Source organism: Pseudomonas lalkuanensis, assembly GCF_008807375.1.
Lineage (GTDB): Bacteria > Pseudomonadota > Gammaproteobacteria > Pseudomonadales > Pseudomonadaceae > Metapseudomonas > Metapseudomonas lalkuanensis.
Window position 1 is genome coordinate 4719140 of record NZ_CP043311.1, and the last position, 23004, is coordinate 4742143.

Annotated in this window: 19 protein-coding genes; 1 reads left to right on the forward strand and 18 read right to left on the reverse strand. The window is 63.2% G+C overall.

The window, feature by feature from the left end; all coding sequences use genetic code 11:
* Positions 1 to 3: 3 nt before the first annotated feature.
* Complete coding sequence (gene fghA / locus FXN65_RS21820) at positions 4 to 849, reverse strand: S-formylglutathione hydrolase (protein ID WP_151136317.1); 846 nt, start codon at positions 847 to 849, stop codon at positions 4 to 6.
* 103 nt (positions 850 to 952) lie between these two features.
* Positions 953 to 2065, reverse strand: a complete 1113-nt coding sequence (locus tag FXN65_RS21825) for an S-(hydroxymethyl)glutathione dehydrogenase/class III alcohol dehydrogenase (RefSeq protein WP_151136319.1) — start codon at positions 2063 to 2065, stop codon at positions 953 to 955.
* 103 nt (positions 2066 to 2168) lie between these two features.
* Here FXN65_RS21825 and FXN65_RS21830 point away from each other — a divergent pair, with 103 nt between their 5' ends.
* The gene (locus FXN65_RS21830) at positions 2169 to 3083 is read left to right on the forward strand and encodes a LysR substrate-binding domain-containing protein (RefSeq protein WP_151136321.1); all 915 of its coding nucleotides are present in this window, start codon (positions 2169 to 2171) and stop codon (positions 3081 to 3083) included.
* Here the strand turns inward: FXN65_RS21830 and ispD are convergent.
* The 16 genes from ispD to rseP all read right to left on the reverse strand — a co-directional run bounded on the left by ispD (position 3059) and on the right by rseP (position 22993).
* Positions 3059 to 3769, reverse strand: a complete 711-nt coding sequence (ispD, locus tag FXN65_RS21835) for a 2-C-methyl-D-erythritol 4-phosphate cytidylyltransferase (RefSeq protein WP_151136323.1) — start codon at positions 3767 to 3769, stop codon at positions 3059 to 3061. The two genes, FXN65_RS21830 and ispD, sit on opposite strands and share 25 nt — an antisense overlap.
* Complete coding sequence (ftsB, locus tag FXN65_RS21840) at positions 3766 to 4050, reverse strand: cell division protein FtsB (RefSeq protein WP_151136325.1); 285 nt, start codon at positions 4048 to 4050, stop codon at positions 3766 to 3768. Before ftsB ends, ispD begins: the two co-directional genes overlap by 4 nt.
* A gap of 372 nt (positions 4051 to 4422) precedes the next feature.
* Positions 4423 to 5712 (reverse strand): phosphopyruvate hydratase, encoded by a 1290-nt coding sequence (eno, locus tag FXN65_RS21845; RefSeq protein WP_151136326.1) that lies wholly within the window; start codon positions 5710 to 5712, stop codon positions 4423 to 4425.
* Between the two features lie 144 nt (positions 5713 to 5856).
* On the reverse strand, positions 5857 to 6702 hold the full coding sequence (kdsA, locus tag FXN65_RS21850; protein WP_151136328.1) for a 3-deoxy-8-phosphooctulonate synthase: 846 nt from the start codon (positions 6700 to 6702) through the stop codon (positions 5857 to 5859).
* A gap of 3 nt (positions 6703 to 6705) precedes the next feature.
* Complete coding sequence (locus FXN65_RS21855; protein ID WP_151136330.1) at positions 6706 to 8337, reverse strand: CTP synthase; 1632 nt, start codon at positions 8335 to 8337, stop codon at positions 6706 to 6708.
* 173 nt (positions 8338 to 8510) lie between these two features.
* The gene (tilS, locus tag FXN65_RS21860) at positions 8511 to 9827 is read right to left on the reverse strand and encodes a tRNA lysidine(34) synthetase TilS (protein WP_151136332.1); all 1317 of its coding nucleotides are present in this window, start codon (positions 9825 to 9827) and stop codon (positions 8511 to 8513) included.
* 69 nt (positions 9828 to 9896) lie between these two features.
* Positions 9897 to 10847, reverse strand: a complete 951-nt coding sequence (accA, locus tag FXN65_RS21865) for an acetyl-CoA carboxylase carboxyl transferase subunit alpha (protein WP_151136334.1) — start codon at positions 10845 to 10847, stop codon at positions 9897 to 9899.
* A gap of 127 nt (positions 10848 to 10974) precedes the next feature.
* The gene (dnaE, locus tag FXN65_RS21870) at positions 10975 to 14499 is read right to left on the reverse strand and encodes a DNA polymerase III subunit alpha (RefSeq protein ID WP_151136336.1); all 3525 of its coding nucleotides are present in this window, start codon (positions 14497 to 14499) and stop codon (positions 10975 to 10977) included.
* Positions 14500 to 14605: 106 nt separating this feature from the next.
* Positions 14606 to 15208 carry a ribonuclease HII gene (gene rnhB, locus FXN65_RS21875; protein WP_151136337.1) on the reverse strand — a complete coding sequence of 201 codons (603 nt, stop codon included), beginning with the start codon at positions 15206 to 15208 and terminating at the stop codon, positions 14606 to 14608.
* Complete coding sequence (gene lpxB / locus FXN65_RS21880; protein ID WP_151136339.1) at positions 15208 to 16341, reverse strand: lipid-A-disaccharide synthase; 1134 nt, start codon at positions 16339 to 16341, stop codon at positions 15208 to 15210. Before lpxB ends, rnhB begins: the two co-directional genes overlap by 1 nt.
* A gap of 4 nt (positions 16342 to 16345) precedes the next feature.
* Positions 16346 to 17122 (reverse strand): acyl-ACP--UDP-N-acetylglucosamine O-acyltransferase, encoded by a 777-nt coding sequence (gene lpxA / locus FXN65_RS21885; RefSeq protein WP_151136341.1) that lies wholly within the window; start codon positions 17120 to 17122, stop codon positions 16346 to 16348.
* The gene (gene fabZ / locus FXN65_RS21890; RefSeq protein WP_151136343.1) at positions 17119 to 17559 is read right to left on the reverse strand and encodes a 3-hydroxyacyl-ACP dehydratase FabZ; all 441 of its coding nucleotides are present in this window, start codon (positions 17557 to 17559) and stop codon (positions 17119 to 17121) included. The genes lpxA and fabZ overlap by 4 nt, the downstream gene beginning before the upstream one ends.
* A 48-nt stretch (positions 17560 to 17607) precedes the next feature.
* The gene (gene lpxD, locus FXN65_RS21895) at positions 17608 to 18669 is read right to left on the reverse strand and encodes a UDP-3-O-(3-hydroxymyristoyl)glucosamine N-acyltransferase (protein WP_151136345.1); all 1062 of its coding nucleotides are present in this window, start codon (positions 18667 to 18669) and stop codon (positions 17608 to 17610) included.
* Positions 18669 to 19172, reverse strand: coding sequence for an OmpH family outer membrane protein (locus FXN65_RS21900; protein WP_151136347.1), 504 nt, complete (start codon positions 19170 to 19172; stop codon positions 18669 to 18671). Before FXN65_RS21900 ends, lpxD begins: the two co-directional genes overlap by 1 nt.
* 42 nt (positions 19173 to 19214) lie before the next feature.
* Positions 19215 to 21566 carry an outer membrane protein assembly factor BamA gene (bamA, locus tag FXN65_RS21905; RefSeq protein WP_151136349.1) on the reverse strand — a complete coding sequence of 784 codons (2352 nt, stop codon included), beginning with the start codon at positions 21564 to 21566 and terminating at the stop codon, positions 19215 to 19217.
* A gap of 74 nt (positions 21567 to 21640) precedes the next feature.
* Positions 21641 to 22993, reverse strand: coding sequence for a sigma E protease regulator RseP (rseP, locus tag FXN65_RS21910; RefSeq protein ID WP_151136351.1), 1353 nt, complete (start codon positions 22991 to 22993; stop codon positions 21641 to 21643).
* Positions 22994 to 23004: the final 11 nt, after the last annotated feature.

Sequence of the window (23004 nt, forward strand, 5' to 3'; positions counted from 1 at the left end):
GCTTTAGCCCTTCAGGGCCTCGGCGTGATGCTTCAGGTGATCGCCGATGAAACTGGCGATGAAGTAGTAGCTGTGGTCGTAGCCCGGCTGCAGGCGCAGGGTCAGCGGATGCGCCGCCGCCTTGGCCGCTGCTTGCAGCACCTCGGGTTTGAGCTGGGTGGCGAGGAAGTCATCGCGGTCGCCCTGGTCCACCAGAATCGGCAAGCGTTCGGTGGCCTCGGCAATCAGCACGCTCGCATCCCATTCACGCCAACGGCCGCGATCGTCCCCCAGGTAGCGGCTGAAGGCCTTTTCGCCCCAAGGACAAGCCATCGGGTTACTGATCGGCGCGAATGCCGACAGCGACTGATAACGCCCCGGATTGCGCAAGGCGCACACCAGCGCGCCGTGGCCGCCCATGGAGTGGCCGCTGATACCGCGCTTCCCGGACACCGGGAAGTTGGCCTCGATCAGCGCCGGCAGCTCGTGCACCACGTAGTCATGCATGCGGTAGTGGCGCGCATAGGGTTCCTGGGTGGCGTTCAGGTAGAAGCCCGCGCCCAGGCCGAAGTCCCAGGCATTGTCCGGGTCGCCGGGTACCTCGGCGCCGCGGGGACTGGTGTCCGGAGCGACGATGATCAGTCCGAATTCCGCGGCCAGGCGCTGCGCACCGGCTTTCTGCATGAAGTTCTCGTCGGTGCAGGTCAGCCCCGACAGCCAGTAGAGCACCGGCAGCTTCGCGCCCTGCTCCGCCTGGGGTGGCAGGTACACGGCGAACACCATGTCGCAGTTCAGGCTGGTGGAGCGGTGACGGTAGCGCTTGTGCCAGCCGCCGAAGCTCTTGTTGCTGGATACGATTTCGAGGGTCATGAACAAGCTCCGCAGGGTGCGCCTTGCGCACCGACAGGGTTGCGGTGCGCAAGGCGCACCCTACAAGACAGCCGGATGGCCGGCGCGGCCATCCGGCTTCGCTTCAGTAGTGGACGACCGAGCGAATGCTCTTGCCTTCGTGCATCAGGTCGAAGGCCTTGTTGATATCGTCCAGCCCCATGGTGTGAGTGATGAAGGTGTCCAGCGGTATCTCGCCCTTCTGCGCCTTCTCCACGTAGCTCGGCAGTTCGGTACGGCCTTTCACGCCGCCGAAAGCCGAACCGCGCCAGACGCGGCCAGTCACCAGCTGGAACGGACGGGTCTTGATCTCGGTGCCAGCCGGCGCCACACCAATGATCACGGACTCGCCCCAGCCCTTGTGGCAGCACTCCAGCGCCGCGCGCATCAGGTCGACATTGCCAACGCACTCGAAGCTGTAGTCGACACCGCCATCGGTCATCTCGACGATGACATCCTGGATCGGCTTGCTGTGCTCCTTCGGATTGACGAAGTCGGTGGCGCCCAGCTCACGGGCCACCGTGAACTTCTCCGGGTTGATGTCGATGGCGATGATGCGCGAGGCCTTGGCCATCTTCGCGCCGATGATCGCCGCCAGGCCGATACCGCCCAGGCCGAAGATGGCCACGGTCGCGCCCTCCTCCACCTTGGCGGTGTTGAGCACGGCGCCGATGCCGGTGGTCACGCCGCAACCCAGCAGGCAGACCTTTTCCAGCGGCGCGTCCTTCGGAATCTTCGCCAGGGAGATTTCCGGCAGGACGGTGTACTCGGAGAAGGTCGAACAGCCCATGTAGTGGTAGATCGGCTGGCCGTTGTAGCTGAAGCGCGAAGTGCCGTCCGGCATCAGGCCCTTGCCCTGGGTGGCGCGCACCTTCTGGCACAGGTTGGTCTTGCCGGATTTACAGAATTTGCACTCGCGGCATTCGGCCGTGTAGAGCGGGATCACGTGGTCGCCGACCGCCAGCGAAGTGACGCCCTCGCCTACCGCTTCGACGATGCCGCCGCCTTCGTGACCGAGGATGCAGGGGAACACGCCCTCGGAATCCGCACCGGACAGGGTGTAGGCATCGGTGTGGCAAACGCCGGTGGCCACGATCCGCACCAGGACTTCGCCAGCCTTGGGCGGGGCAACGTCCACTTCGACGATCTGCAGCGGCTGGTTGGGCGCAAAGGCCACAGCGGCACGGGACTTGATCATGGTCATTCTCCAGCTGATTGAAATGGCCAAGGAGTGTAGTTGAGCCGCCAATGGTAAATAATCCATGGCAAAGCAAAACTTTATTGCTGTGGAGGGATAATCCATGAGTCGCTGGGAAGGCCTGGACGAGTTCGTTGCGGTTGCAGAGACAGGCCAGTTCACGGCTGCGGCGGAGCGCCTGGGCATCTCTTCGTCCCACGTCAGCCGGCAGATCGCCCGTCTCGAAGAACGCCTGCAGACTCGCCTGTTCTACCGCAGCACACGCAAGGTCGCGCTCACCGAAGCCGGACAGACCTTCCTGCAGCACTGCCAGCGCCTGATGGACGCCCGCGAGGAAGCGCTGCGCGCAGTCAGCGACCTGACCAGCGAGCCCAAGGGTCTGCTGCGCATGACCTGCGCGGTGGCCTATGGCGAGCGCTTCATCGTGCCGCTGGTGAATGAGTTCATGGCGCGACACCCGCAGCTGCGGGTGGAGATCGAACTGAGCAACCGCACCCTGGACCTGGTGCACGAAGGCCTGGACGTGGCCATCCGCCTGGGTCGCCTGCAGGACTCGCGACTGGTGGCGACGCGCCTGGCGCCGCGGGTCATGTACCTGTGCGCAGCACCCGCCTACCTGGAGCGCTATGGCCGCCCCCATAGCCTTTCGGAACTGGCCCGGCACAACTGCCTGGTCGGCAGCTCGGACCACTGGGATTTCCTGCAGCAGGGTCGCGAACATGCCATCCGCGTCCAGGGAAACTGGCGCTGCAACAGCGGCCAGGCGGTGCTGGATGCCGCCCTGCGGGGTTTCGGCCTGTGCCAGTTGCCCGATTACTACGTGCTGGAGCACCTGCAAAGCGGCGCCCTGGTGTCACTGCTGGAACAGCACCGCCCGCCGAACACCGCGGTCTGGGCACTTTATCCACAGCAACGGCACCTCTCACCCAAGGTGCGGCAACTGGTGGATCTGCTGAAGGAAGGGCTGGCCCAACGGCCGGAGTACGCGGCTGCTCAGCTGCGACTCGACCAACGCTGACGCAGCCAGTCGAGGTCTTCAGGGCGAGTGATCTTGAGGTTGTCCGCGCGGCCTTCCACCAGCTTGGGCGCGTTGCCGGCCCACTCCATGGCGGAGGCTTCGTCGGTGATGGCGACGCCAGCTACCAGGGCATCGGCCAAAGCACGATGCAGTGCGCCGAAGCGGAACATCTGCGGCGTGTAGGCCTGCCAGATCAGGCTGCGATCGACGGTTTCCGCCACTCGCCCGTCTGCGCCAACGCGCTTGAGGGTATCCCGCGCGGGAACGGCTAGCAGGCCTCCCACCGGGTCGTCGGCCAGTTCGGCGAGCAACAGGTCGAGATCGAAACGCGACAGGTTCGGCCGCGCCGCGTCATGCACCAGCACCCAGTCGTGTGCCCGGGCACCGTTTTCGGCCAGTCGCAGCAAGGCACTGAGCACCGAGTCCGCACGCTCCTTGCCGCCGTCGGCGCGGATGATGCGCTCGTCACTGGCACACGGCAGCGCCGGCCAGTAGGGATCATCCACCGAAAGACTGATCACCAGCCCCTTGAGCTGCGGATGGTCGAGAAAGCAATCGAGGCTATGTTCGAGAATGGTGCGTCCTGCAAGCTCGAGGTATTGCTTGGGACGGTCGGCGCGCATGCGGGCACCGACGCCGGCGGCGGGGATCACCGCCCAGAAGAAGGGAGTATCGGCCTGGTTCATTCGGCAATCTGGTAGAGGGTTTCGCCTTCCTTGACCATACCCAGCTCGTGGCGGGCACGCTCCTCGACAGTCTCCATACCCTTTTTCAGCTCCATCACTTCCGCTTCGAGGATGCGGTTGCGCTCCAGCAGGCGCTCGTTCTCGCCTTGCTGCTCGGCGATCTGCCGTTGCAGGTCCTGGACTTGCGCCAGGCTGCCGTCACCCACCCACAGTCGATACTGCAGGCCAGCCAGCAGCAGGATGAGGACAACGAACAACCAGTAAGTGTTAGGGCGAGTCATTTTGCCAGGGAGTATCCATGCGAAAAGGGCAGCTTGCGCTGCCCTTTTACCATTCCTGAACGGATTACGTCGCTGCCGTGCGGCAGGAGACGACCGGCCAGGAGAAATCAGGTGTGGCTGCGAAGTTTACATGAAGTAAAGATGCATTCAGCGCCTGATTTCAACATGGCACCGCTGAGACCTGCTCACGATCGAGCGCGCTGGAGAAGAACAAGTCGAGAACGGCTGAGGACGCGGAGTTTACAAGCTGTAAATGAGCAGTACTCACTTCGCTCGCCCTCCGGGCCGCGCTGAAGCGCGTTAGCCGCAAGCGGCTTCCGAAGCCATTCTCAACGCAGTTATTCCGACGCGCTGCCGATCGTAACCAGTCTCTTAGCCACGGAATTCCGCACGGCCGCGGTAGGGAGCCTTCTCGCCCAGTTGCTCTTCGATACGCAGCAGCTGGTTGTACTTGGACACGCGGTCGGAACGGCACAGGGAACCGGTCTTGATCTGACCGGCGGCGGTGCCAACGGCCAGGTCGGCGATGGTGCTGTCCTCGGTCTCACCGGAACGGTGGGAAATCACCGCGGTGTAACCGGCAGCCTTGGCCATCTGGATGGCTTCCAGGGTTTCGGTCAGGGAGCCGATCTGGTTGAACTTGATCAGGATCGAGTTACCGATGCTCTTCTCGATGCCTTCCTTGAGGATCTTGGTGTTGGTCACGAACAGGTCGTCACCGACCAGCTGAACCTTGGCACCGATCTTGTCGGTCAGGCCTTTCCAGCCAGCCCAGTCGGACTCGTCCATGCCGTCTTCGATGGAGATGATCGGGTAACGCTGGGTCAGGCCGGCCAGGTAGTCGGCGAAACCGGCGGCGTCGAACACCTTGCCTTCACCGGCCAGGTCGTACTTGCCATCCTTGAAGAATTCGCTGGAAGCGCAGTCCAGGGCCAGGGTCACGTCGGTGCCCAGCTTGTAGCCGGCGTTGGCAACGGCTTCGGCGATGGCGGCCAGGGCGTCTTCGTTGGAGGCCAGGTTCGGGGCGAAACCACCCTCGTCACCTACGGCGGTGTTCAGGCCACGGGCCTTCAGCACGGCTTTGAGGTGGTGGAAGATCTCGGCGCCCATACGCAGGGCGTCGGCGAAGTTCTTGGCGCCAACCGGCTGCACCATGAACTCCTGGATGTCGACGTTGTTATCGGCGTGCTCGCCACCGTTGATGATGTTCATCATCGGTACCGGCATGGAGTACTGGCCGGGGGTGCCGTTCAGGTCGGCGATGTGGGCGTAGAGCGGTACGCCTTTGGCCTGGGCAGCGGCCTTGGCGGCGGCCAGGGACACGGCGAGGATGGCGTTGGCGCCCAGCTTGGCCTTGTTCTCGGTACCGTCCAGTTCGATCATGGCGCGGTCCAGGGCTTTCTGGTCAGCAGCGTCCTTGCCCAGCAGCAGGTCGCGGATCGGGCCGTTGATGTTGGCCACGGCCTTCAGAACGCCCTTGCCCAGGTAACGGCTCTTGTCGCCATCACGCAGTTCCAGTGCCTCGCGGGAACCGGTGGAAGCACCGGACGGCGCGCAAGCGCTGCCTACGATGCCGCTCTCGAGGATCACATCGGCTTCCACGGTGGGGTTGCCACGGGAGTCCAGAACCTCGCGGCCCTTGATGTCGACGATCTTTGCCATTGTTGTTAGCACTCCAAAAGTTGACGAAAACGCTCAGCAGAAAGTGAGGCGACTCGCCGGGTCTCGGGGTCGGCCGACCCGGCGAATGTCCTGACCGATCGGTCAGATTGTGCCCACGCGGCACTTTACCGGAGAACGGCCGGTTCAGGCAGTCTCGATCGGCGGAAAACTCTTGACCAGGTCGTCCAGCTGCTTGAGCTGGGACAGGAAGGGTTCGAGTTTGTTCAGGCGCAGGGCGCACGGGCCATCGCACTTGGCGTTGTCCGGGTCCGGATGGGCCTCGAGGAAGAGGCCGGCCAGGCCCTGGCTCATGCCGGCCTTGGCCAGGTCGGTGACCTGGGCGCGGCGGCCGCCAGCGGAGTCGGCACGGCCGCCCGGCATCTGCAGGGCGTGGGTGACGTCGAAGAATACCGGGTACTGGAACTGCTTCATGATGCCGAAGCCGAGCATGTCCACGACCAGGTTGTTGTAGCCGAAGGACGAACCGCGCTCGCAGAGGATCAGTCGATCATTACCGGCCTCCTCGCACTTGGTCAGGATGTGCTTCATTTCCTGGGGCGCGAGGAACTGGGCCTTCTTGATGTTGATCACCGCACCGGTCTTCGCCATGGCGACCACGAGATCAGTCTGGCGGGACAGGAAGGCCGGCAGCTGGATGATGTCGCACACCTCGGCCACCGGAGCCGCCTGATAGGGCTCGTGGACGTCGGTGATCACCGGCACGCCGAAGGTCTTCTTCACTTCCTCGAATATCTTCATGCCTTCTTCCAGGCCCGGGCCACGGAAGGAGTTGATCGAGGAGCGATTGGCCTTGTCGAAACTGGCCTTGAACACGTAGGGGATGCCGAGCTTCTCGGTCACCCGCACGTATTCTTCGCAGACTTTCAGCGCCAGGTCGCGGGACTCCAGCACGTTCATGCCGCCGAACAGCACGAACGGCTTGTCGTTGGCGATGTCGATGTTGCCGACACGGACGATCTTCTGCGCCATGGGTCAGGCCTTCTTCGCTTTCTGCGCCAGGGCGGCATTGACGAAGCCGCTGAACAGCGGGTGGCCGTAACGCGGGGTGGAGGTGAACTCCGGGTGGAACTGGCACGCCACGAACCACGGGTGATCCGGAGCCTCTACCACTTCGACCAGCGCGCCGTCGCCGGAACGGCCAGTGACTTTCAGGCCGGCTTCCTGCAGCTGCGGCAGCAGGTTGTTGTTCACTTCGTAGCGGTGGCGATGGCGCTCGACGATCTCGTCCTTGCCATAGCAATCGTGAACCAGGGAACCATTCTCCAGCTGGCAGGCCTGGGCGCCGAGACGCATGGTGCCGCCCAGGTCGGAGGCTTCGGTGCGGATTTCGGTGGCGCCGGTGGCGTCCTGCCACTCGGTGATCAGGCCCACGACCGGGTGGCCGCTGGACTTGTCGAACTCGGTGGAGTTGGCATCGGTCCAGCCCAGCACGTTACGGGCGTACTCGATCACCGCCACCTGCATGCCGAGGCAGATGCCCAGGTAGGGGATCTTGTTCTCGCGGGCGAAGCGCACGGTGGAGATCTTGCCTTCCACGCCACGCAGGCCGAAGCCGCCCGGAACCAGGATGGCGTCGACGCCTTCGAGCAGGGCGGTGCCCTGGGTCTCGATGTCTTCGGAATCGATGTAGCGCAGGTTCACCTTGGTACGGCTCTGGATGCCGGCATGGCTCATCGCTTCGATCAGCGACTTGTACGCGTCCAGCAGCTCCATGTACTTGCCGACCATGGCAATGGTGACTTCCTTCTCGGGGTTCAGCTTGGCATCCACCACGCGATCCCACTCAGAGAGGTCGGCACTGCCGCATTGCAGGCCGAAGCGCTCGACGACGAAATCGTCCAGACCCTGGGCGTGCAGTACGGACGGAATCTTGTAGATGGTGTCGACGTCCTGCAGGGAGATCACCGCGCGCTCTTCCACGTTGGTGAACAGGGCGATCTTGCGACGGGAGGACAGGTCGACTTCATGGTCGGAACGACAGATCAGCACGTCAGGCTGCAGGCCGATGGAGCGCAGTTCCTTCACCGAGTGCTGGGTCGGCTTGGTCTTGGTCTCGCCAGCGGTGGCGATGTAGGGCACCAGGGTCAGGTGCATCAGCATGGCGCGCTTGGCGCCCACTTCCACGCGCAGCTGGCGGATGGCTTCGAGGAAGGGCTGGGACTCGATGTCGCCGACGGTGCCGCCAATTTCCACCAGGGCCACGTCCGCACCTGCGGCGCCCTTGATGATGCGGTGCTTGATCTCGTCGGTGATGTGCGGGATGACCTGGATGGTGGCGCCCAGGTAGTCACCACGGCGCTCCTTGCGCAGCACATCGGCATAGACGCGGCCGGTGGTGAAGTTGTTGTTCTGGGTCATGGTGGTGCGCACGAAGCGCTCGTAGTGGCCCAGGTCGAGGTCGGTCTCGGCGCCGTCCTCGGTCACGAAGACCTCACCGTGCTGGAAGGGGCTCATGGTGCCGGGATCCACGTTGATGTACGGATCCAGTTTGAGCATGGTGACCTTCAGTCCCCGCGCTTCCAGAATGGCGGCCAAGGATGCCGAGGCGATGCCTTTCCCCAAAGAAGAAACAACACCGCCCGTGACGAAGATGTAGCGCGTCATGAAAAACCCTAGAAGTCTGCGTTTAGGCGGAAAGCCGCCGGGGAAAGCGATGAAGGGCTATGGCCTTCAACCATGGAGCGCCGCTGGGGCGCTACTGCAAAAGCAACAACCGCCGATTCCGAAGGAATCAGCGGAAGCTATGTAAGACGGGAGCGTAGTCTACCGGAAAGACCCTACCAGCTCAAACCTTGGTCATTCGTCGGTGGCGTCCAGCGCAGCCGCCAGTTGCCCGCAGGCGGGCCATCCAGGCCGGGAAGATTGGCGATGGCCTGTAGATCGCCGTCCGCCAGCAGCAGCGGCAATCGGCCGCGGACAAAAGCTGGCACGCGGGACTCATTGAGCAGCCGTTTGAGATCACGACGCCCGCGCCCTGCGACGGTAAGCATTTCACCCCCCTGGCGATAACGGACTTCGAGCATTCCGGCAGGTGGCGTCCCGTGGATTTCAAGCCGGCCGTTGCCGGGCAGTTCGAGCGGTCGTCCGGGATCGGGCCAGGTGAGATTCGAAACCGGCGCGGCGAGCCAATCACCGGACAACCACCACAACCGTCCGTCGGCGCGCTGCAGCTCGCCCCTGGCCAGACGCCAGACCGGCCTGGCATCAACTGCCGCATCCCGCAGGTCTTCCCACCCGGCCCAATGGTCGCTGTCAGGCAGTGACGTCAGCGGCGCCAGCCAGAAACGCAGTGCATTGCGCTGCCGGGCAGGCGAGAGGGACGCGAGCGATTGAACCTCCAGGGACGGCAGCATCAACCAGGGAAATTCGCTGATGCCAGATGCCCTGTCGAGATCGGCCCGCGCCAGTTCGCCCAGCAGGCTCTCCGCCTCGGCCATGTGCTCGGCGCTGCGCGCGAGGCATTCTACGGCCTTGGGCCAGCGCGCCTGCAATACCGGGAAGACGTCGTGACGGAGAAAGTTCCGAGCGAGCGAGGTGTCGGCATTGCTCGGATCCTCCACCCAGGCAAGGCCTTCTGTGCGAGCGAACGCCTCCAGTTCCGCACGGGAGAACTGCAGGAATGGCCTGGCCAGGAGCCCCGCCCCCAGAGCACGGCTTTCCGGCATGCCCGCCAGACCGCGCACGCCCGCCCCGCGTAACAGGCGGAAGAGCAGCGTTTCCGCCTGGTCGTCACGATGCTGGGCGCTCAGCAGCACGTCGCCCACTCCCAACTGACGGCTGAAGGCGGCGTACCGAGCTTCCCGGGCAGCCCTTTCCAGGCTGGGGCCGGAGTCGACCTTCACCCGCAGCAGCTTGAGTGGTACGCCCAGCTCGTCGCAAACCCGCCGGCAATGCTCAGGCCAGGCATCAGCCGCAGGTTGCAGGCCGTGATGGATATGGATGGCGGAAATCGGCGGAAGGGCTTCGCGACGGGCGAGACGCACCAGAAGATGAAGCAATACAGTCGAGTCGAGCCCGCCGGAGTAGGCGACGTGCCAGGCCGGCGCAGGGCGCCAGGGAGCCAGAGCGGTCAGAAGGCGGGACTCGAGGAACATGGTGCGGCTCAAAAAAAATCGGGCCCCAAGCATAAAGCCGGGGCCCGATCTTTACAGCCTCTGGCGGGATCAGGCTACGCCGTAGCTCATCAGACGGTCATAACGACGCGCCAGCAGATCCTCATTGTTGAGCTTCTGCAGGGTCTTCAGCTGCTCGGAGAGCTCCTTGCGGATCGACTCGGCGGCAGCAGCCGGATCACGGTGGGCGCCACCCAGGGGCTCGGCGATCACCTTGTCGACGATACCCAGGCCCTTCAGGCGCTCGGCGGTGATGCCCATGGCTTCAGCGGCATCCGGCGCCTTCTCGGCGGTTTTCCACAGGATCGAGGCGCAACCTTCCGGGGAAATCACCGAGTAGGTGGAGTACTGCAGCATGTTCAGGCGGTCGCAAACGCCAATGGCCAGCGCGCCACCAGAACCGCCTTCACCGATCACGGTTGCGATAATCGGGGTCTTCAGGCGAGCCATGACACGCAGGTTCCAGGCGATGGCCTCGCTCTGGCCACGTTCCTCGGCATCGATGCCCGGATAAGCACCGGGGGTGTCGATGAAGGTGAGGATCGGCATCTTGAAGCGTTCGGCCATTTCCATCAGGCGGCAGGCCTTACGGTAGCCCTCGGGGCGCGGCATGCCGAAGTTGCGGCGGACCTTCTCGCGTACGTCACGGCCTTTCTGGTGGCCGATGACCATTACCGGCTGGTCGTTCAGGCGAGCAATGCCGCCGACGATGGCCGCGTCATCGGAGAAGTGACGGTCACCGTGCAGTTCGTCGAACTCGGTGAAGATGTGCTCGATGTAATCGAGGGTGTAGGGCCGGCGCGGGTGGCGTGCCAGCTGGGCAATCTGCCAGCTGGTCAGGTTACCGAAGATGCTCTCGGTGAGCGCGCTGCTCTTTTCCTGCAGGCGAGAGATCTCGTCAGTGATGTTCAGGGCGTTGTCGTTACCGACCAGACGCAGCTCCTCGATCTTGGCTTGCAGATCGGCGATGGGCTGTTCGAAATCCAGAAAGTTCGGGTTCATAGGCTTCCGTCGTGCGCTTGGGGCCAGGCGGCTGGTTCCATTTGGCGCCCTACCTTAAGGGATCGGGCGCGTTCGGGTCGAGATCAAATCGAAATCGGGCCGTTGCGGGCGTGCCATCACGCTCGCATCAGCGGTAGTGCAGGAAGACGTTGTCGCGCCCGAACTGGTCACGCAATGCCTGAATCAAAGCGTCGGCCGGTGCGATTCGCCAGTCATCGCCGAACTGCAGCAGGGCCTTCGCGTCATTGCCGCTGTAGTCCAGGGTCAGGGGGCAGGAACCGCGATGGCGACCGCACAACTCCGCCAGCCAGCGCAGGCGATCGCCCTGCAGGGCACTGAAGTCCACCTTCATGCGCAGGCTTTCCGCCAGGCCGGTACGGGCTTCCTCCAGGCTCAGCACACGCTTGGCGCGCAGGCGCAGGCCGCCGGAGAAATCGTCGTGGCTCACCTCCCCTTCCACCACCACCATGGCGTCGGTCTGCAGCAGGCCACTGGCCGCGTTGAAGGCATCGGCGAAAAGCGAAGCCTCGATACGGCCGGAACGGTCGTCGAGGGTGATGAAGCCCATCTTGTCGCCCTTCTTGTTCTTCATCACCCGCAGGTTGACGATCAGGCCGGCGATGATCTGGGTGTCCCGCGCCGGCTTCAGCTCGACGATGCGCTGGCGGGCGAAGCGACGGACCTCGCCCTCGTATTCATCGATCGGGTGACCGGTGAGGTAGAGGCCCAGGGTGTCCTTCTCGCCCTTCAGACGTTCCTTCAGGGACATTTCCTTGGCCCGGCGATGATTGGCGTAGACATCCGCCTCCGGCTCGGCGAACAGGCCGCCGAAGAGGTCCATATGGCCGCTGTCATGGCTGCGGGCAGTCTGCTCTGCGGCCTGGATGGCTTCTTCCATGGCGGCCAGCAGCACTGCGCGGTTGGTGTCGATACCCGCCTGGTAGGCCTTGGGTTCGTTGCTGAAGAACGGACCCAGTCGATCCAGCGCACCGCAGCGAATCAGGGCTTCCAGGGTGCGTTTGTTGATGCGCTTGAGGTCGACGCGGTTGCAGAAGTCGAACAGATCCTTGAAGGGGCCACCTTCGGCACGGCACTCGGTGATGGCTTCCACCGGCCCTTCACCCACGCCTTTGATGGCGCCCAGGCCGTAGACGATCTGGCCGTCGTCATCCACGGTGAAGCGGTACTCGGAGTTGTTCACGTCCGGCGCGACGATGCGCAGCTTCATGTGCCGGCATTCTTCGATCAGCGTCACCACCTTGTCGGTGTTGTGCATATCCGCGGTGAGTACCGCGGCCATGAAGGGCGCCGGGAAGTGCGCCTTGAGCCAGGCGGTCTGGTAGGAAACCCAGCCGTAGGCGGCCGAGTGGGATTTGTTGAAGCCGTAGCCGGCGAACTTCTCCACCAGGTCGAAGATGTTGCCCGAGAGGTTGGGGTCGATGCCGTTGCGGGAACAACCTTCGATGAAGCCGCCGCGCTGCTTGGCCATTTCTTCGGGCTTCTTCTTGCCCATGGCGCGGCGCAGCATGTCGGCGCCGCCGAGGGTGTAGCCAGCCATTACCTGGGCGATCTGCATCACCTGTTCCTGATACAGGATGATGCCGTAGGTGGGCTTGAGCACGGGCTCGAGGCCGGCGTACTGGTAGTCCGGGTGCGGGTAGGAAAGCTCCGCGCGACCGTGTTTGCGGTTGATGAAGTCGTCCACCATGCCCGACTGCAGCGGCCCCGGGCGGAACAGCGCCACCAGAGCGATCATGTCTTCCAGGCAGTCCGGCTTGAGCTTCTTGATCAGCTCCTTCATGCCGCGGGATTCGAGCTGGAAGACCGCGGTGGTCTCCGCCTTCTGCAGCATGTCGTAGGTTTTCTTGTCATCCAGGGGGATGCGGTCGATGTCCACCAGCGGCAGGCCCTGCTTCTCCTGCTCGCGGTTGATCATCTCCATGGCCCATTTGATGATCGTCAGGGTACGCAGGCCGAGGAAGTCGAACTTCACCAGGCCGGCGGCCTCCACGTCGTCCTTGTCGAACTGGGTCACCAGGCCGGCACCCTCTTCGTCACAGGCGATCGGCGAGAAGTCGGTCAGCTTGGTCGGGGCGATCACCACGCCACCGGCGTGCTTGCCGGTACCCCGGGTGATGCCTTCCAGCTTCAGGGCCATGTCCCAGATTTCCTGGGCTTCCTCGTCAGTCTTGAGGAAGTCGCGCAGCACTTCTTCCTGGTTGTAGGCCGCCTCCAGGGTCATGCCGACTTCGAAGGGGATCATCTTCGACAGACGATCGGCCAGACCGTAGGACTTGCCCTGCACCCGGGCCACGTCGCGCACCACCGCCTTGGCCGCCATGGAGCCGAAGGTGATGATCTGGCTCACCGCGTTGCGCCCGTACTTGTCGGCCACGTAGTCGATCACCCGGTCGCGGCCATCCATGCAGAAGTCGACGTCGAAGTCGGGCATGGAAACGCGTTCGGGGTTGAGGAATCGCTCGAACAGCAGGTCGTAGGCCAGCGGGTCGAGGTCGGTGATCTTCAGCACGTAGGCCACCAGCGAACCGGCACCCGAGCCCCGCCCCGGTCCCACCGGCACGCCATTGTTCTTGGCCCACTGGATGAAGTCCGCAACGATCAGGAAGTAACCGGGGAAGCCCATCTGGATGATGGTGCCCAGCTCGAACTCCAGGCGGTCGATGTAGGCCTGTCGCTTCTCTTCGTAATCAGGTGTGGTGTCCTTCGGCAGGAGCACGGCCAGCCGCTCTTCCAGTCCTTCGAAGGAGGCATGACGCAGGTAGTCGTCGATGCTCATGCCATTGGGCGTGGGGAAGTCGGGCAGGAAGTGCTTGCCCAGTTGGACCTCGATATTGCAACGCTTGGCGATCTCGACGGTGTTTTCCAGGGCCTCGGGGATATCGGCGAACAGCTCGGCCATTTCCGCCGGAGACTTGAGGTACTGCTGGTCGGAGAAGTTGCGCGGGCGGCGCGGGTCATCCAGGACCCGGCCCTCGCCGATGCACACGCGGGTCTCGTGGGCCTCGAAGTCATCGGGCTTGATGAAGCGCACGTCGTTGGTGGCCACCAGCGGTGCGCCGCAACGGTCGGCCAGGGCGACGGCCGCATGGACGTGCTCCTCGTCGTTGACTCGCGCGGTACGCTGCAGCTCCAGGTAGAAACGATCGGGGAACACGGCCTGCCACTCGGCCAGCAGCGCTTCGGCGCCGACCTGGTCACCGCTGAGCAGCGCCATGCCGATCTCCCCTTCCTTCGCGCCGGACAGGGCGATCAGGCCTTCGGCAGCCTCTTTCACCCAGTCGCGCTGGATGATCACCAGGCCATTGCTCTGGCCTTCGGACCAGCCGCGGGAAACCAGTTCGGTGAGATTGCGATAACCCTTTGCATTCATCACCAGGAGGGTCATGCGGCTCAAGGGGCCGTCCTCGACAGGACTGTCGAGCCAGATATCGGCGCCACAAATGGGCTTGATGCCGCCGCCCATGGCGGTCTTGTAGAACTTCACCAGCGAGCACATGTTGCTCTGGTCGGTGATCGCCACCGCCGGCATGCCCGCTCCCGCCACGGCCTTGACCAGTGGCTTGACCCGCACCAGGCCGTCTACCAGGGAGTATTCGGAATGCAGACGCAGATGGACGAAGGAAGCGGTCATGGAAGTCCTATGCAAAACGCGAAAACGACAAGGCCCGGATTGTACCGGGCCCTCGGACAAAGCTACAGGCTTGGGGCAAGGTCGCGGGCAGGAGCGACAAAGGGCCTTAGCGACCGCCCTCGACCAGTTCTCGCACCGGGCCGAAGGAGCGACGGTGAATGGGGGTCGGCCCCAGGCGGCGCAGGGCCTCCAGATGGACAGCGGTGGGATAGCCCTTGTGCCCGGCGATGCCATAGCCTGGGTAGATCGCATCCAGCTCGGCCATTTCCCGATCGCGGCTGACCTTGGCCAGGATGGAAGCCGCGGCGATGGCCGGCACCTGGCTATCGCCCTTGACCACCGGCGCGCTGGGCACCTTGAGCCTGGGGCAGCGGTTGCCGTCGATCAGCGCCAGCTTCGGCGTCACGCTGAGCCCTTCCACCGCACGCTGCATCGCCAGCATGGTGGCGTGCAGGATGTTCAGCTGGTCGATTTCTTCCACCTCGGCACGAGCGATGCACCAGGCGAGCGCCTTCTCGCGAATTTCATCGAACAGCGCATCGCGGCGCGCTTCGGAGAGTTTCTTCGAATCGTTCAGGCCAAGGATCGGCCGCGACGGATCGAGGATCACTGCGGCGGTCACCACTGGACCGCAGAGCGGGCCGCGGCCGACTTCGTCGACGCCGGCCACCAGTTCTTCCACCAGACTGAAATCCAGACCGAGCTGCATCAGGACACTCCGATCAATTGCAGGATGGCATCCGCCGCCTGGCGCGACGCGTCCTGGCGCAGGGAGCGGTGAATGACATCGAAGCCGTGAGTCTGCACCTCGCCATCATCCAGTAGCGGAGAGACGGTTTGTGCCAGGGCTTCCGGGGTCGCGGCGTCCTGCAGCAACTCGGGCACTAGCAGGCGCTGGGCCAACAGGTTGGGCAGGGATACGTAGGGGCTCTTCACCAGACGCTTGAGGATTCGATAGGTGAGCGGCGCCACCTTGTAGGCCACCACCATCGGGCGCTTGTAAAGGAGCGCTTCCAGCGTGGCGGTGCCGGACGCGATCAGCACCGCGTCGCAGGCTGCCAGTGCTTCGTGTGAGCGCCCATCCAGCAGTTTCAGGGGAAGGTCGCGGCCGGCCACCATCGCCTCGACCTGTTCACGCCGCTCCGGGCTCGCGCAAGGCAGGACGAAACGGATGCCCGGCCGGATCGAGCGCAGGCGCTCGGCGGCATCGAGGAACAAGGCTCCGAGCTTGCCGACTTCGCCACCCCGGCTTCCGGGCAGCAGCGCGACCACGGGAGAATCTTCCGGCAGGTCCAGTTGCCCTCGCGCCAGCGCGCGATCCGCTTCGAGCGGAATGGCATCGGCCAGCGGATGGCCAACGAAACGCACCGGCACGCCGTGCTCTTCATAGAAGCGCGCCTCGAAGGGGAATAGCGTGAGCATCAGGTCGCAGCCTTCACGGATCTTCAGCACGCGCTTCTGCCGCCAGGCCCAGACCGACGGGCTGACGTAATGCACGGTCTTGATCCCGGCCCGGCGCAACTTGAGTTCAACCCCGAGGTTGAAGTCCGGCGCGTCGATGCCGATGAAGACGTCGGGACGCTCGTCGATCAGGGTCCTGATCAGCCGCTTGCGCCGCTGCAGCAGCTCTGGGAGGCGACCGAGCACCTCCACCAGGCCCATGACCGCCAGGCGTTCCATGGGGAAATAGGATTCCAGCCCTTCAGCCTGCATGCGCGGGCCGCCAACGCCGATGAACTGGGCGTCGGGATGGCGCGCCTTGAGCGCCTGCATCAGGGTGGAGCCGAGGATATCGCCGGACGCCTCGCCGGCAACCAGCGCGATGCGCAAGGGACGATTCATGGTCTCAGCGGGTGATGCCGCGGGTCGAGGACTGGATGGAGTCGCGGAAAACGGCAACTTCCGGGAACTGAGCAGCGGATTCGGCCAGCTCGGCCAGCGCCTGCTCCACGGTCAGCCCCTGGCGATAGACCACCTTGTAGGCACGACGCAGGGCCGCGATGGCCTCCGCACTGAAACCGCGGCGGCGCATGCCCTCGAAGTTCATGCTGCGGGCCTCGGCCGGGTTGCCGAAGACGGTGACGTAGGCCGGAACGTCCTTGCCGATGGCGGTTCCCATGCCGGAGAAGCTGTGGGCACCGATACGGCAGAACTGGTGGACCAGGGTATAGCCGGAGAGGATCGCCCAGTCGTCCACATGCACGTGGCCGGCCAGTGCGGTGTTGTTCACCAGGATGCAATTATTGGCAATGACACTGTCATGGCCGACATGCACATAGGCCATCAGCAGATTGTGGTCGCCAATGGTGGTTTCAGAGCGGTCTTGCACAGTGCCACGGTGGATGGTCACGCCTTCGCGGATCACATTGTGGTCACCGATCACCAGGCGGGTGGGTTCACCCTTGTACTTCAGGTCGGGCGTGTCTTCGCCCACCGAAGAAAACTGGTAGATGCGATTGTGCTTGCCAATGCGGGTCGGTCCCTTGATGACCACGTGAGGTCCGACCACAGTCCCCTCGCCGATTTCCACATCGGGTCCAATGATCGACCAGGGGCCGACCTGAACTCCATCCGCCAGCTTGGCCGCCGGATCGATAATGGCGCGAGGGTCAATCAAACTCATAGTTTGCGTTCCGCACAGATGATCTCTGCCGAGCAGACTTCCTTGCCATCGACGCTGGCGTGGCAGTCGAACTTCCAGATACCGCGTTTGACGCTGACGAACTTCGCATCGAGGATCAACTGATCACCCGGCAGCACCGGCTGGCGGAAGCGCAGCTTGTCGGAGCCCACGAAATAATAGAGGGTGCCGTCGGCGGGCTTCACGTCGAGCATCTTGAAGCCGAGGATGCCGGCGGCCTGGGCCATGGCTTCGATGATCAGCACGCCGGGCATGATCGGGTGTTGCGGGAAGTGGCCGTTGAAGAAGGGCTCGTTGATGCTGACATTCTTGTAGGCGCGAATGCGCTTGCCTTCAACATCCAGTTCCACCACCCGATCCACCAGGAGGAAGGGGTAGCGGTGCGGCAGATATTCGCGAATCTCGTTGATGTCCATCATGTTCCTGGAGCCTTTTCAGAGGATTGGGGATGCACGGCGCAGCGTGAATCACGCTTCTGATGAAGCATCCCCGCCCGGGGTCACCGCCGCCAGGCGTTTTTCCAGTTGTTGCAGACGACGCGCCATGTCGTCCAACTGGCGAATCCGGGCAGCACTCTTCTTCCAATCCGCAGCGGTCTGCATCGCGGTTCCGGAGGAATAGGCTCCCGGCTCGGTGATATTGCGCGTCACCATGGTCATGCCGGTGACGAATACGTTGTCGCACACTTCGATATGGCCAACCATGCCCACGCCGCCTGCGATCATGCAGTTGCGGCCGATCTTGGTGCTGCCGGAAATACCGACGCAGCCGGCCATGGCGGTGTTGTCACCCACCTGCACGTTGTGCGCGATCATGATCTGGTTATCCAGCTTCACGCCATTGCCGATCAGGGTATCGGAGAGCGCACCACGGTCGATGGTGGTGTTGGCGCCGACTTCAACGTCGTCACCCAGGGTCACCCCACCGATCTGCGCAATCTTCTGCCAGACCCCCTTCTCGTTGGCGAAACCAAAGCCCTCGCCGCCGATGACGGCGCCAGACTGGATCACCACGCGTTTGCCGATCTTCACATCGTGATAGAGGGTCACGCGAGGAGCCAGCCAGCCGCCTTCACCGATGACGGTGCGGGCGCCGACCACGCAGTGGGCTCCCAAGGTCACGCCAGCGCCGATCTGCGCGCCGGACTCGATCACCACGTAGGCGCCAACGCTGGCACTCGGGTCGACCTTGGCATCGGCCGCGACCACGGCGGTCGGATGAATACCCGGTTGCGCCTTGGGCTTGGGATCGAACAGGTGGGAAAGTTCGGCGTAGGCCAGGTAGGGATTGGCCACGACCAGGGCATCACCAGCAAAGCCTTCGGCGTCGGCTGCGGTCAGCAGCACGGCGGCGGCCTTGGTATCGGCAAGGAACTTGCGGTACTGCGGATTGGCCAGGAAGGTGAGCTGGCCAGGGCCGGCCTCCTGCAGGGTAGCCAGGCCGCTGATAGCCTTGTCCTCGGAGCCACGCAGGGTGGCGCCGAGACGTTCGGCCAGTTGGCCGAGGGTGAAGACCGGGGCCGCCATCATCAACGCTGCTGGTTCATGCGCTCGATGACCTGGCGGGTGATGTCGTACTGCGGTTTGACGTCAACCACAGCACCACGCTCCAGCACCAGGTCATAGCTGCCTTTCTTCAGGACTTCTTCGACTGCCTTGTCCAGCTTCGGCTTGAGCTGCTTGAGCATGTCGCGATCAGCGACGGCCTTGGCTTCATTCAGTTCCTTGGACTGGAACTGGAAGTCACGGGCCTTCTGCTTGAATTCGAGCTCAAGGCGCTCACGCTCGGCCTGCTGCATCTTCTCGCCATCTTTCACCAGACGGTCCTGAATGCGCTTGGCGTCGCTTTCCAGGGTCTTCAGCTTGTTCAGCTGGGGACCAAACTTCTTCTCGGCGTCGACGGCGTATTTCTTGGCGGCGTCGGATTCCAGCAGGGCCATCTGATAGTTCAGTACCGCAATCTTCATTTCCGCGAAGGCCGGAGTCGCCATCATGGCAGCGGCTACCAGAACGAATTGAGTCAACTTACGCACGATGCAACTCCTGCAACACATACTGTTGTCTTGAAATAACACTTAGAAGGTCTGGCCCAGGGAGAACTGGAATACCTGGGTATCGGCATTGTCCGGCTTCTTGACGGGCATGCCCAGACTGAAGCTCAGCGGCCCCAGCGCGGTAATCCAGGTCAGGCCCACACCCACGGAGCTGGCCAGGTCACCGGCGTTGATGCTGCTGCAGTTGGTCGCAGTGGACGAGCAACTGGTATCGAACACATTACCCACATCCCAGAACAGCACAGTACGCAGCTGACGCTGGTCCTTGACGAACGGCATCGGGAACAGCAACTCCACGCCGCCCTGGATCAGCACGTTACCACCGAAGGGCAGCGGGTCCTGGTCCGGGTCGAAAGCGGTGCCCGGGTTAGTACCTTTACTCGGCGTACTGCGCGGGCCGAGGCTGCTGTCTTCGAAGCCACGAACGGAGTTGAAGCCACCGGCGAAGTAGTGCTCGTAGAACGGCAGCTCGGAGGTGGAACCATAGCTGTCGCCATAGCCCAGTTCGGTGTGCCAGCGCAGAGCAGTGTTCTGGCTCAGCGGAGTGAACAGCTGGCCACGGTAGTCGAGCTTGTAGAACGAAAGGTCGCTACCCGGGATGGTGCTTTCCAGCACCAGGCTCTGGGAATGGCCACGGGTCGCCAGCACGCCCTTGTTCAGGGTCGATTCGGACCAGCCGATGGAGCCCTTGAAGTTCAGGTAGCTGTCGCCTTCCTGCTCGAGGAAATCGAAGATCTCGTCAACGGTGTAGATACCGGTATTGATCTTGTCCTGTTGCACGGTCAGGCCGTAAGTCAGGCGCGCGGTCTCGCTGATCGGGTAACCGATGCTGACACCGGCACCGTAGCTGTCCACGGCATAGCTGGACACGTCGGTATCGAGATCGTCGTAGTCGGTGCTGCGGTAGAAGGCGTTGTAGCCAAGGCTCACGCCATCCGGAGTCCAGTAGGGGTCGACGAAACCGAAGTTGTAGCGGGTCTGGTACTCGGAACGGGTCAGGCCGATGCTGACCTTGTTACCGGTACCCAGGAAGTTGTTCTGGCTGATGGAACCGCCGAGGATCAGGCCCGCGCTCTGGGCGAAGCCCACGCTGGCGGTGATGGAGCCGGACGGTTGCTCTTCCACGGTGTAGTTGACGTCGACCTGGTCGTCGGTGCCGGGCACCTGCGGGGTTTCGACGTTCACTTCCTTGAAGAAGCCGAGACGCTCCAGGCGGGTCTTGGACTGGTCGATCAGGTAGGTCGAGGCCCAGCCACCTTCCATCTGGCGCATTTCGCGACGCAACACTTCGTCTTCGGTCTTGGTGTTGCCGCGGAAGTTGATGCGGTTGACGTAGGCACGCTTGCCCGGATCCACCACGAAGGTGATGGAAACGGTGTTGTCCTCATCGTGGGCTTCCGGCACGCCGTTGACGTTGGCGAAGGTGTAACCCTCGTTACCCAGGCGGCGGGTGATCAGTTCGGAAGTGGTGGTCATCACCTTGCGCGAGAACACCTGGCCCTGCTGTACCAGCAGCAGCTTCTTCACTTCGTCCTCGGGCACCTTGAGGTCACCGGAGAGCTTCACTTCGCGAACGGTGTATTTCTCGCCTTCATCGACGTTGACGGTGACGTAGACGTGCTTCTTGTCCGGGGTGATGGAGACCTGGGTGGAGGAGATATCCATGTTGATGTAGCCGCGGTCCAGGTAGTAGGAACGCAGGCGCTCCAGGTCACCGGACAGTTTCTCGCGGGCGTACTTGTCGTCGTTCTTGAAGAAGGACAGCCAGTTGGTGGTCTTCAGCTCGAACAGGTCGATCAGGTCTTCGTCAGGGAAGACGGTATTGCCGACGATGTTGATGTGCTGGATGGCAGCGACCGAGCCTTCGTTGATCTTGATCTTCAGAGCCACGCGGTTGCGCGGCTGCGGAATCACTTCGGCCTCGATCTCGGCGGAGTAGCGGCCCTGGGCCACGTACTGGCGCTGCAGCTCGTTACGCACGCCTTCGAGGGTGGCGCGCTGGAAGATCTCGCCTTCGGAAAGGCCGGATTGCTTCAGGCCCTTGAGCAGGTCTTCGGTGCTGATGGCCTTGTTGCCCTCGATCTCGATGCTGGAGATCGACGGACGCTCGACTACGGTGATAACCAGGACGTCGCCATCGCGACCCAGCTGGATGTCCTGGAAGAAACCGGTCTTGAACAGTGCGCGGGTGGCTTCGACCAGGCGGCGGTCGTCCGCGGTGTCGCCGACGTTGAGCGGCAGGGCGCCGAACACGCTGCCGGCGGAAACCCGCTGCAGGCCGTTGACGCGAATGTCGGAGATGTTGAAGGACTCGGCGTGAACCTCGGCGATCATGAGTGCGGCAAGCACCGCAGGTAGCAGCAGGCGTTTCATGAAGTCCTTTTTTATTCCAACCGGTAATAAAGAATCTGCCGCGCAAGGCGGCAGACTCGAAAATCAGTGACTCGTTACAGACGGCTCAGATCGTTTACCAGGGCGAGCAACATCACCCCTACGACCAGACTGATACCGATCTGCACCCCCCAAGCCTGCACCCGCTCTGACAATGGGCGACCTCGCGCCAATTCGATCAGGTAGAACAGCAGGTGCCCCCCATCAAGGACGGGAATTGGCAACAGATTGAGAACCCCCAGGCTTATGCTCAGGTAGGCGAGGAAATTGAGAAAATCCCCCACCCCGGACTGGGCCGAAGCGCCCGCCACTTTAGCAATGGTTATCGGCCCGCTCAAGTTTTTTACCGAGAGCTCGCCAAGCAACATTTTCTTTAGGGAATCCAGAGTTAGCAGGCTCATGGACCAGGTCCTGGCCGCCGCTTCAGCCACCGCATCCAGCGGGCCGAAACTGACTTCCCGGAGCATTTCCGCCGGCCAGTCGACACCTTTCACCCCGGCACCGAGGTAGCCGCTGCGTGCCTCACCCTCGCCACGGGAAGCCAGGGTCACCTGGACGTCTCGTGCCTGGCCCTGACTCTCGACACTGAGGGTGATGCGCTCGGCGGGACGCTTGCGCACCCGCTCGACCAATTGCTGCCAGTCATCCAGCGGCTGGCCATCCAGGGCCAGCAGACGATCGCCGACCTTGAGGCCGGCGGCCTGGGCCGGGCCTTTCGGGTCCAGTTCGTCCAGGACCGGCGGGATAGCCGGACGCCAAGGGGTAATCCCCAGGGCGCCAATCGGATCAGGTTCTTCCACACCCTTGAGCCAGGCGTTCAGCTGCAGATCACGGAACGCTTCGGTGGTGGCGCCAGACTCGCGGACGCCCACTTGCAAGGTTCCGGATTCACCCAGGCGGCGAACCAGTTGCAGATTGACCTGGGACCAGCCCGTGACTGCCTTGCCATCGACCGAAACGATTTCCTCGCCGGCTTCGAGGCCTGCGCGGGCAGCGATGCTGTCTGGAGCGATGCTGCCGATGACCGGTTTGACCTGCTGACTGCCGAGCATCGCCAGCACCCAGAAGAACAGCAGCGCAAGGAGGAAGTTGGCGACGGGACCGGCCGCGACGATAGCGATGCGCTGCCCCACCGGTTTGCGATTGAAGGACTGTCCGAGCAGTTCCGCGGGCACTTCGGCCTCGCGCTCGTCCAGCATCTTGACGTAGCCGCCGAGGGGAATGGCGGCGACGACAAACTCCGTGCCATGGCGATCATGCCAACGGAACAGCGGCGTACCGAAGCCGACGGAGAAACGCAGGACCTTGACCCCGCAGCGCCGGGCCACCCAGAAGTGACCGAACTCGTGGAAGGTCACCAGCACCCCAAGAGCGATCAGGGTGCCGAGAATCATGTAGACAGCGCTCATCGGTTTCCTCC

Bases quoted from the DNA above. Each gene is read 5' to 3' on its own strand.
- fghA (WP_151136317.1), bottom strand. From the start codon at position 849: ATGACCCTCGAAATCGTATCCAGCAACAAGAGCTTCGGCGGCTGGCAC.
- FXN65_RS21825 (WP_151136319.1), bottom strand. From the start codon at position 2,065: ATGATCAAGTCCCGTGCCGCTGTGGCCTTTGCGCCCAACCAGCCGCTG.
- FXN65_RS21830 (WP_151136321.1), top strand. From the start codon at position 2,169: ATGAGTCGCTGGGAAGGCCTGGACGAGTTCGTTGCGGTTGCAGAGACA.
- ispD (WP_151136323.1), bottom strand. From the start codon at position 3,769: ATGAACCAGGCCGATACTCCCTTCTTCTGGGCGGTGATCCCCGCCGCC.
- ftsB (WP_151136325.1), bottom strand. From the start codon at position 4,050: ATGACTCGCCCTAACACTTACTGGTTGTTCGTTGTCCTCATCCTGCTG.
- eno (WP_151136326.1), bottom strand. From the start codon at position 5,712: ATGGCAAAGATCGTCGACATCAAGGGCCGCGAGGTTCTGGACTCCCGT.
- kdsA (WP_151136328.1), bottom strand. From the start codon at position 6,702: ATGGCGCAGAAGATCGTCCGTGTCGGCAACATCGACATCGCCAACGAC.
- FXN65_RS21855 (WP_151136330.1), bottom strand. From the start codon at position 8,337: ATGACGCGCTACATCTTCGTCACGGGCGGTGTTGTTTCTTCTTTGGGG.
- tilS (WP_151136332.1), bottom strand. From the start codon at position 9,827: ATGTTCCTCGAGTCCCGCCTTCTGACCGCTCTGGCTCCCTGGCGCCCT.
- accA (WP_151136334.1), bottom strand. From the start codon at position 10,847: ATGAACCCGAACTTTCTGGATTTCGAACAGCCCATCGCCGATCTGCAA.
- dnaE (WP_151136336.1), bottom strand. From the start codon at position 14,499: ATGACCGCTTCCTTCGTCCATCTGCGTCTGCATTCCGAATACTCCCTG.
- rnhB (WP_151136337.1), bottom strand. From the start codon at position 15,208: ATGCAGCTCGGTCTGGATTTCAGTCTGGTGGAAGAACTGGTGGCCGGC.
- lpxB (WP_151136339.1), bottom strand. From the start codon at position 16,341: ATGAATCGTCCCTTGCGCATCGCGCTGGTTGCCGGCGAGGCGTCCGGC.
- lpxA (WP_151136341.1), bottom strand. From the start codon at position 17,122: ATGAGTTTGATTGACCCTCGCGCCATTATCGATCCGGCGGCCAAGCTG.
- fabZ (WP_151136343.1), bottom strand. From the start codon at position 17,559: ATGATGGACATCAACGAGATTCGCGAATATCTGCCGCACCGCTACCCC.
- lpxD (WP_151136345.1), bottom strand. From the start codon at position 18,669: ATGATGGCGGCCCCGGTCTTCACCCTCGGCCAACTGGCCGAACGTCTC.
- bamA (WP_151136349.1), bottom strand. From the start codon at position 21,566: ATGAAACGCCTGCTGCTACCTGCGGTGCTTGCCGCACTCATGATCGCC.
- rseP (WP_151136351.1), bottom strand. From the start codon at position 22,993: ATGAGCGCTGTCTACATGATTCTCGGCACCCTGATCGCTCTTGGGGTG.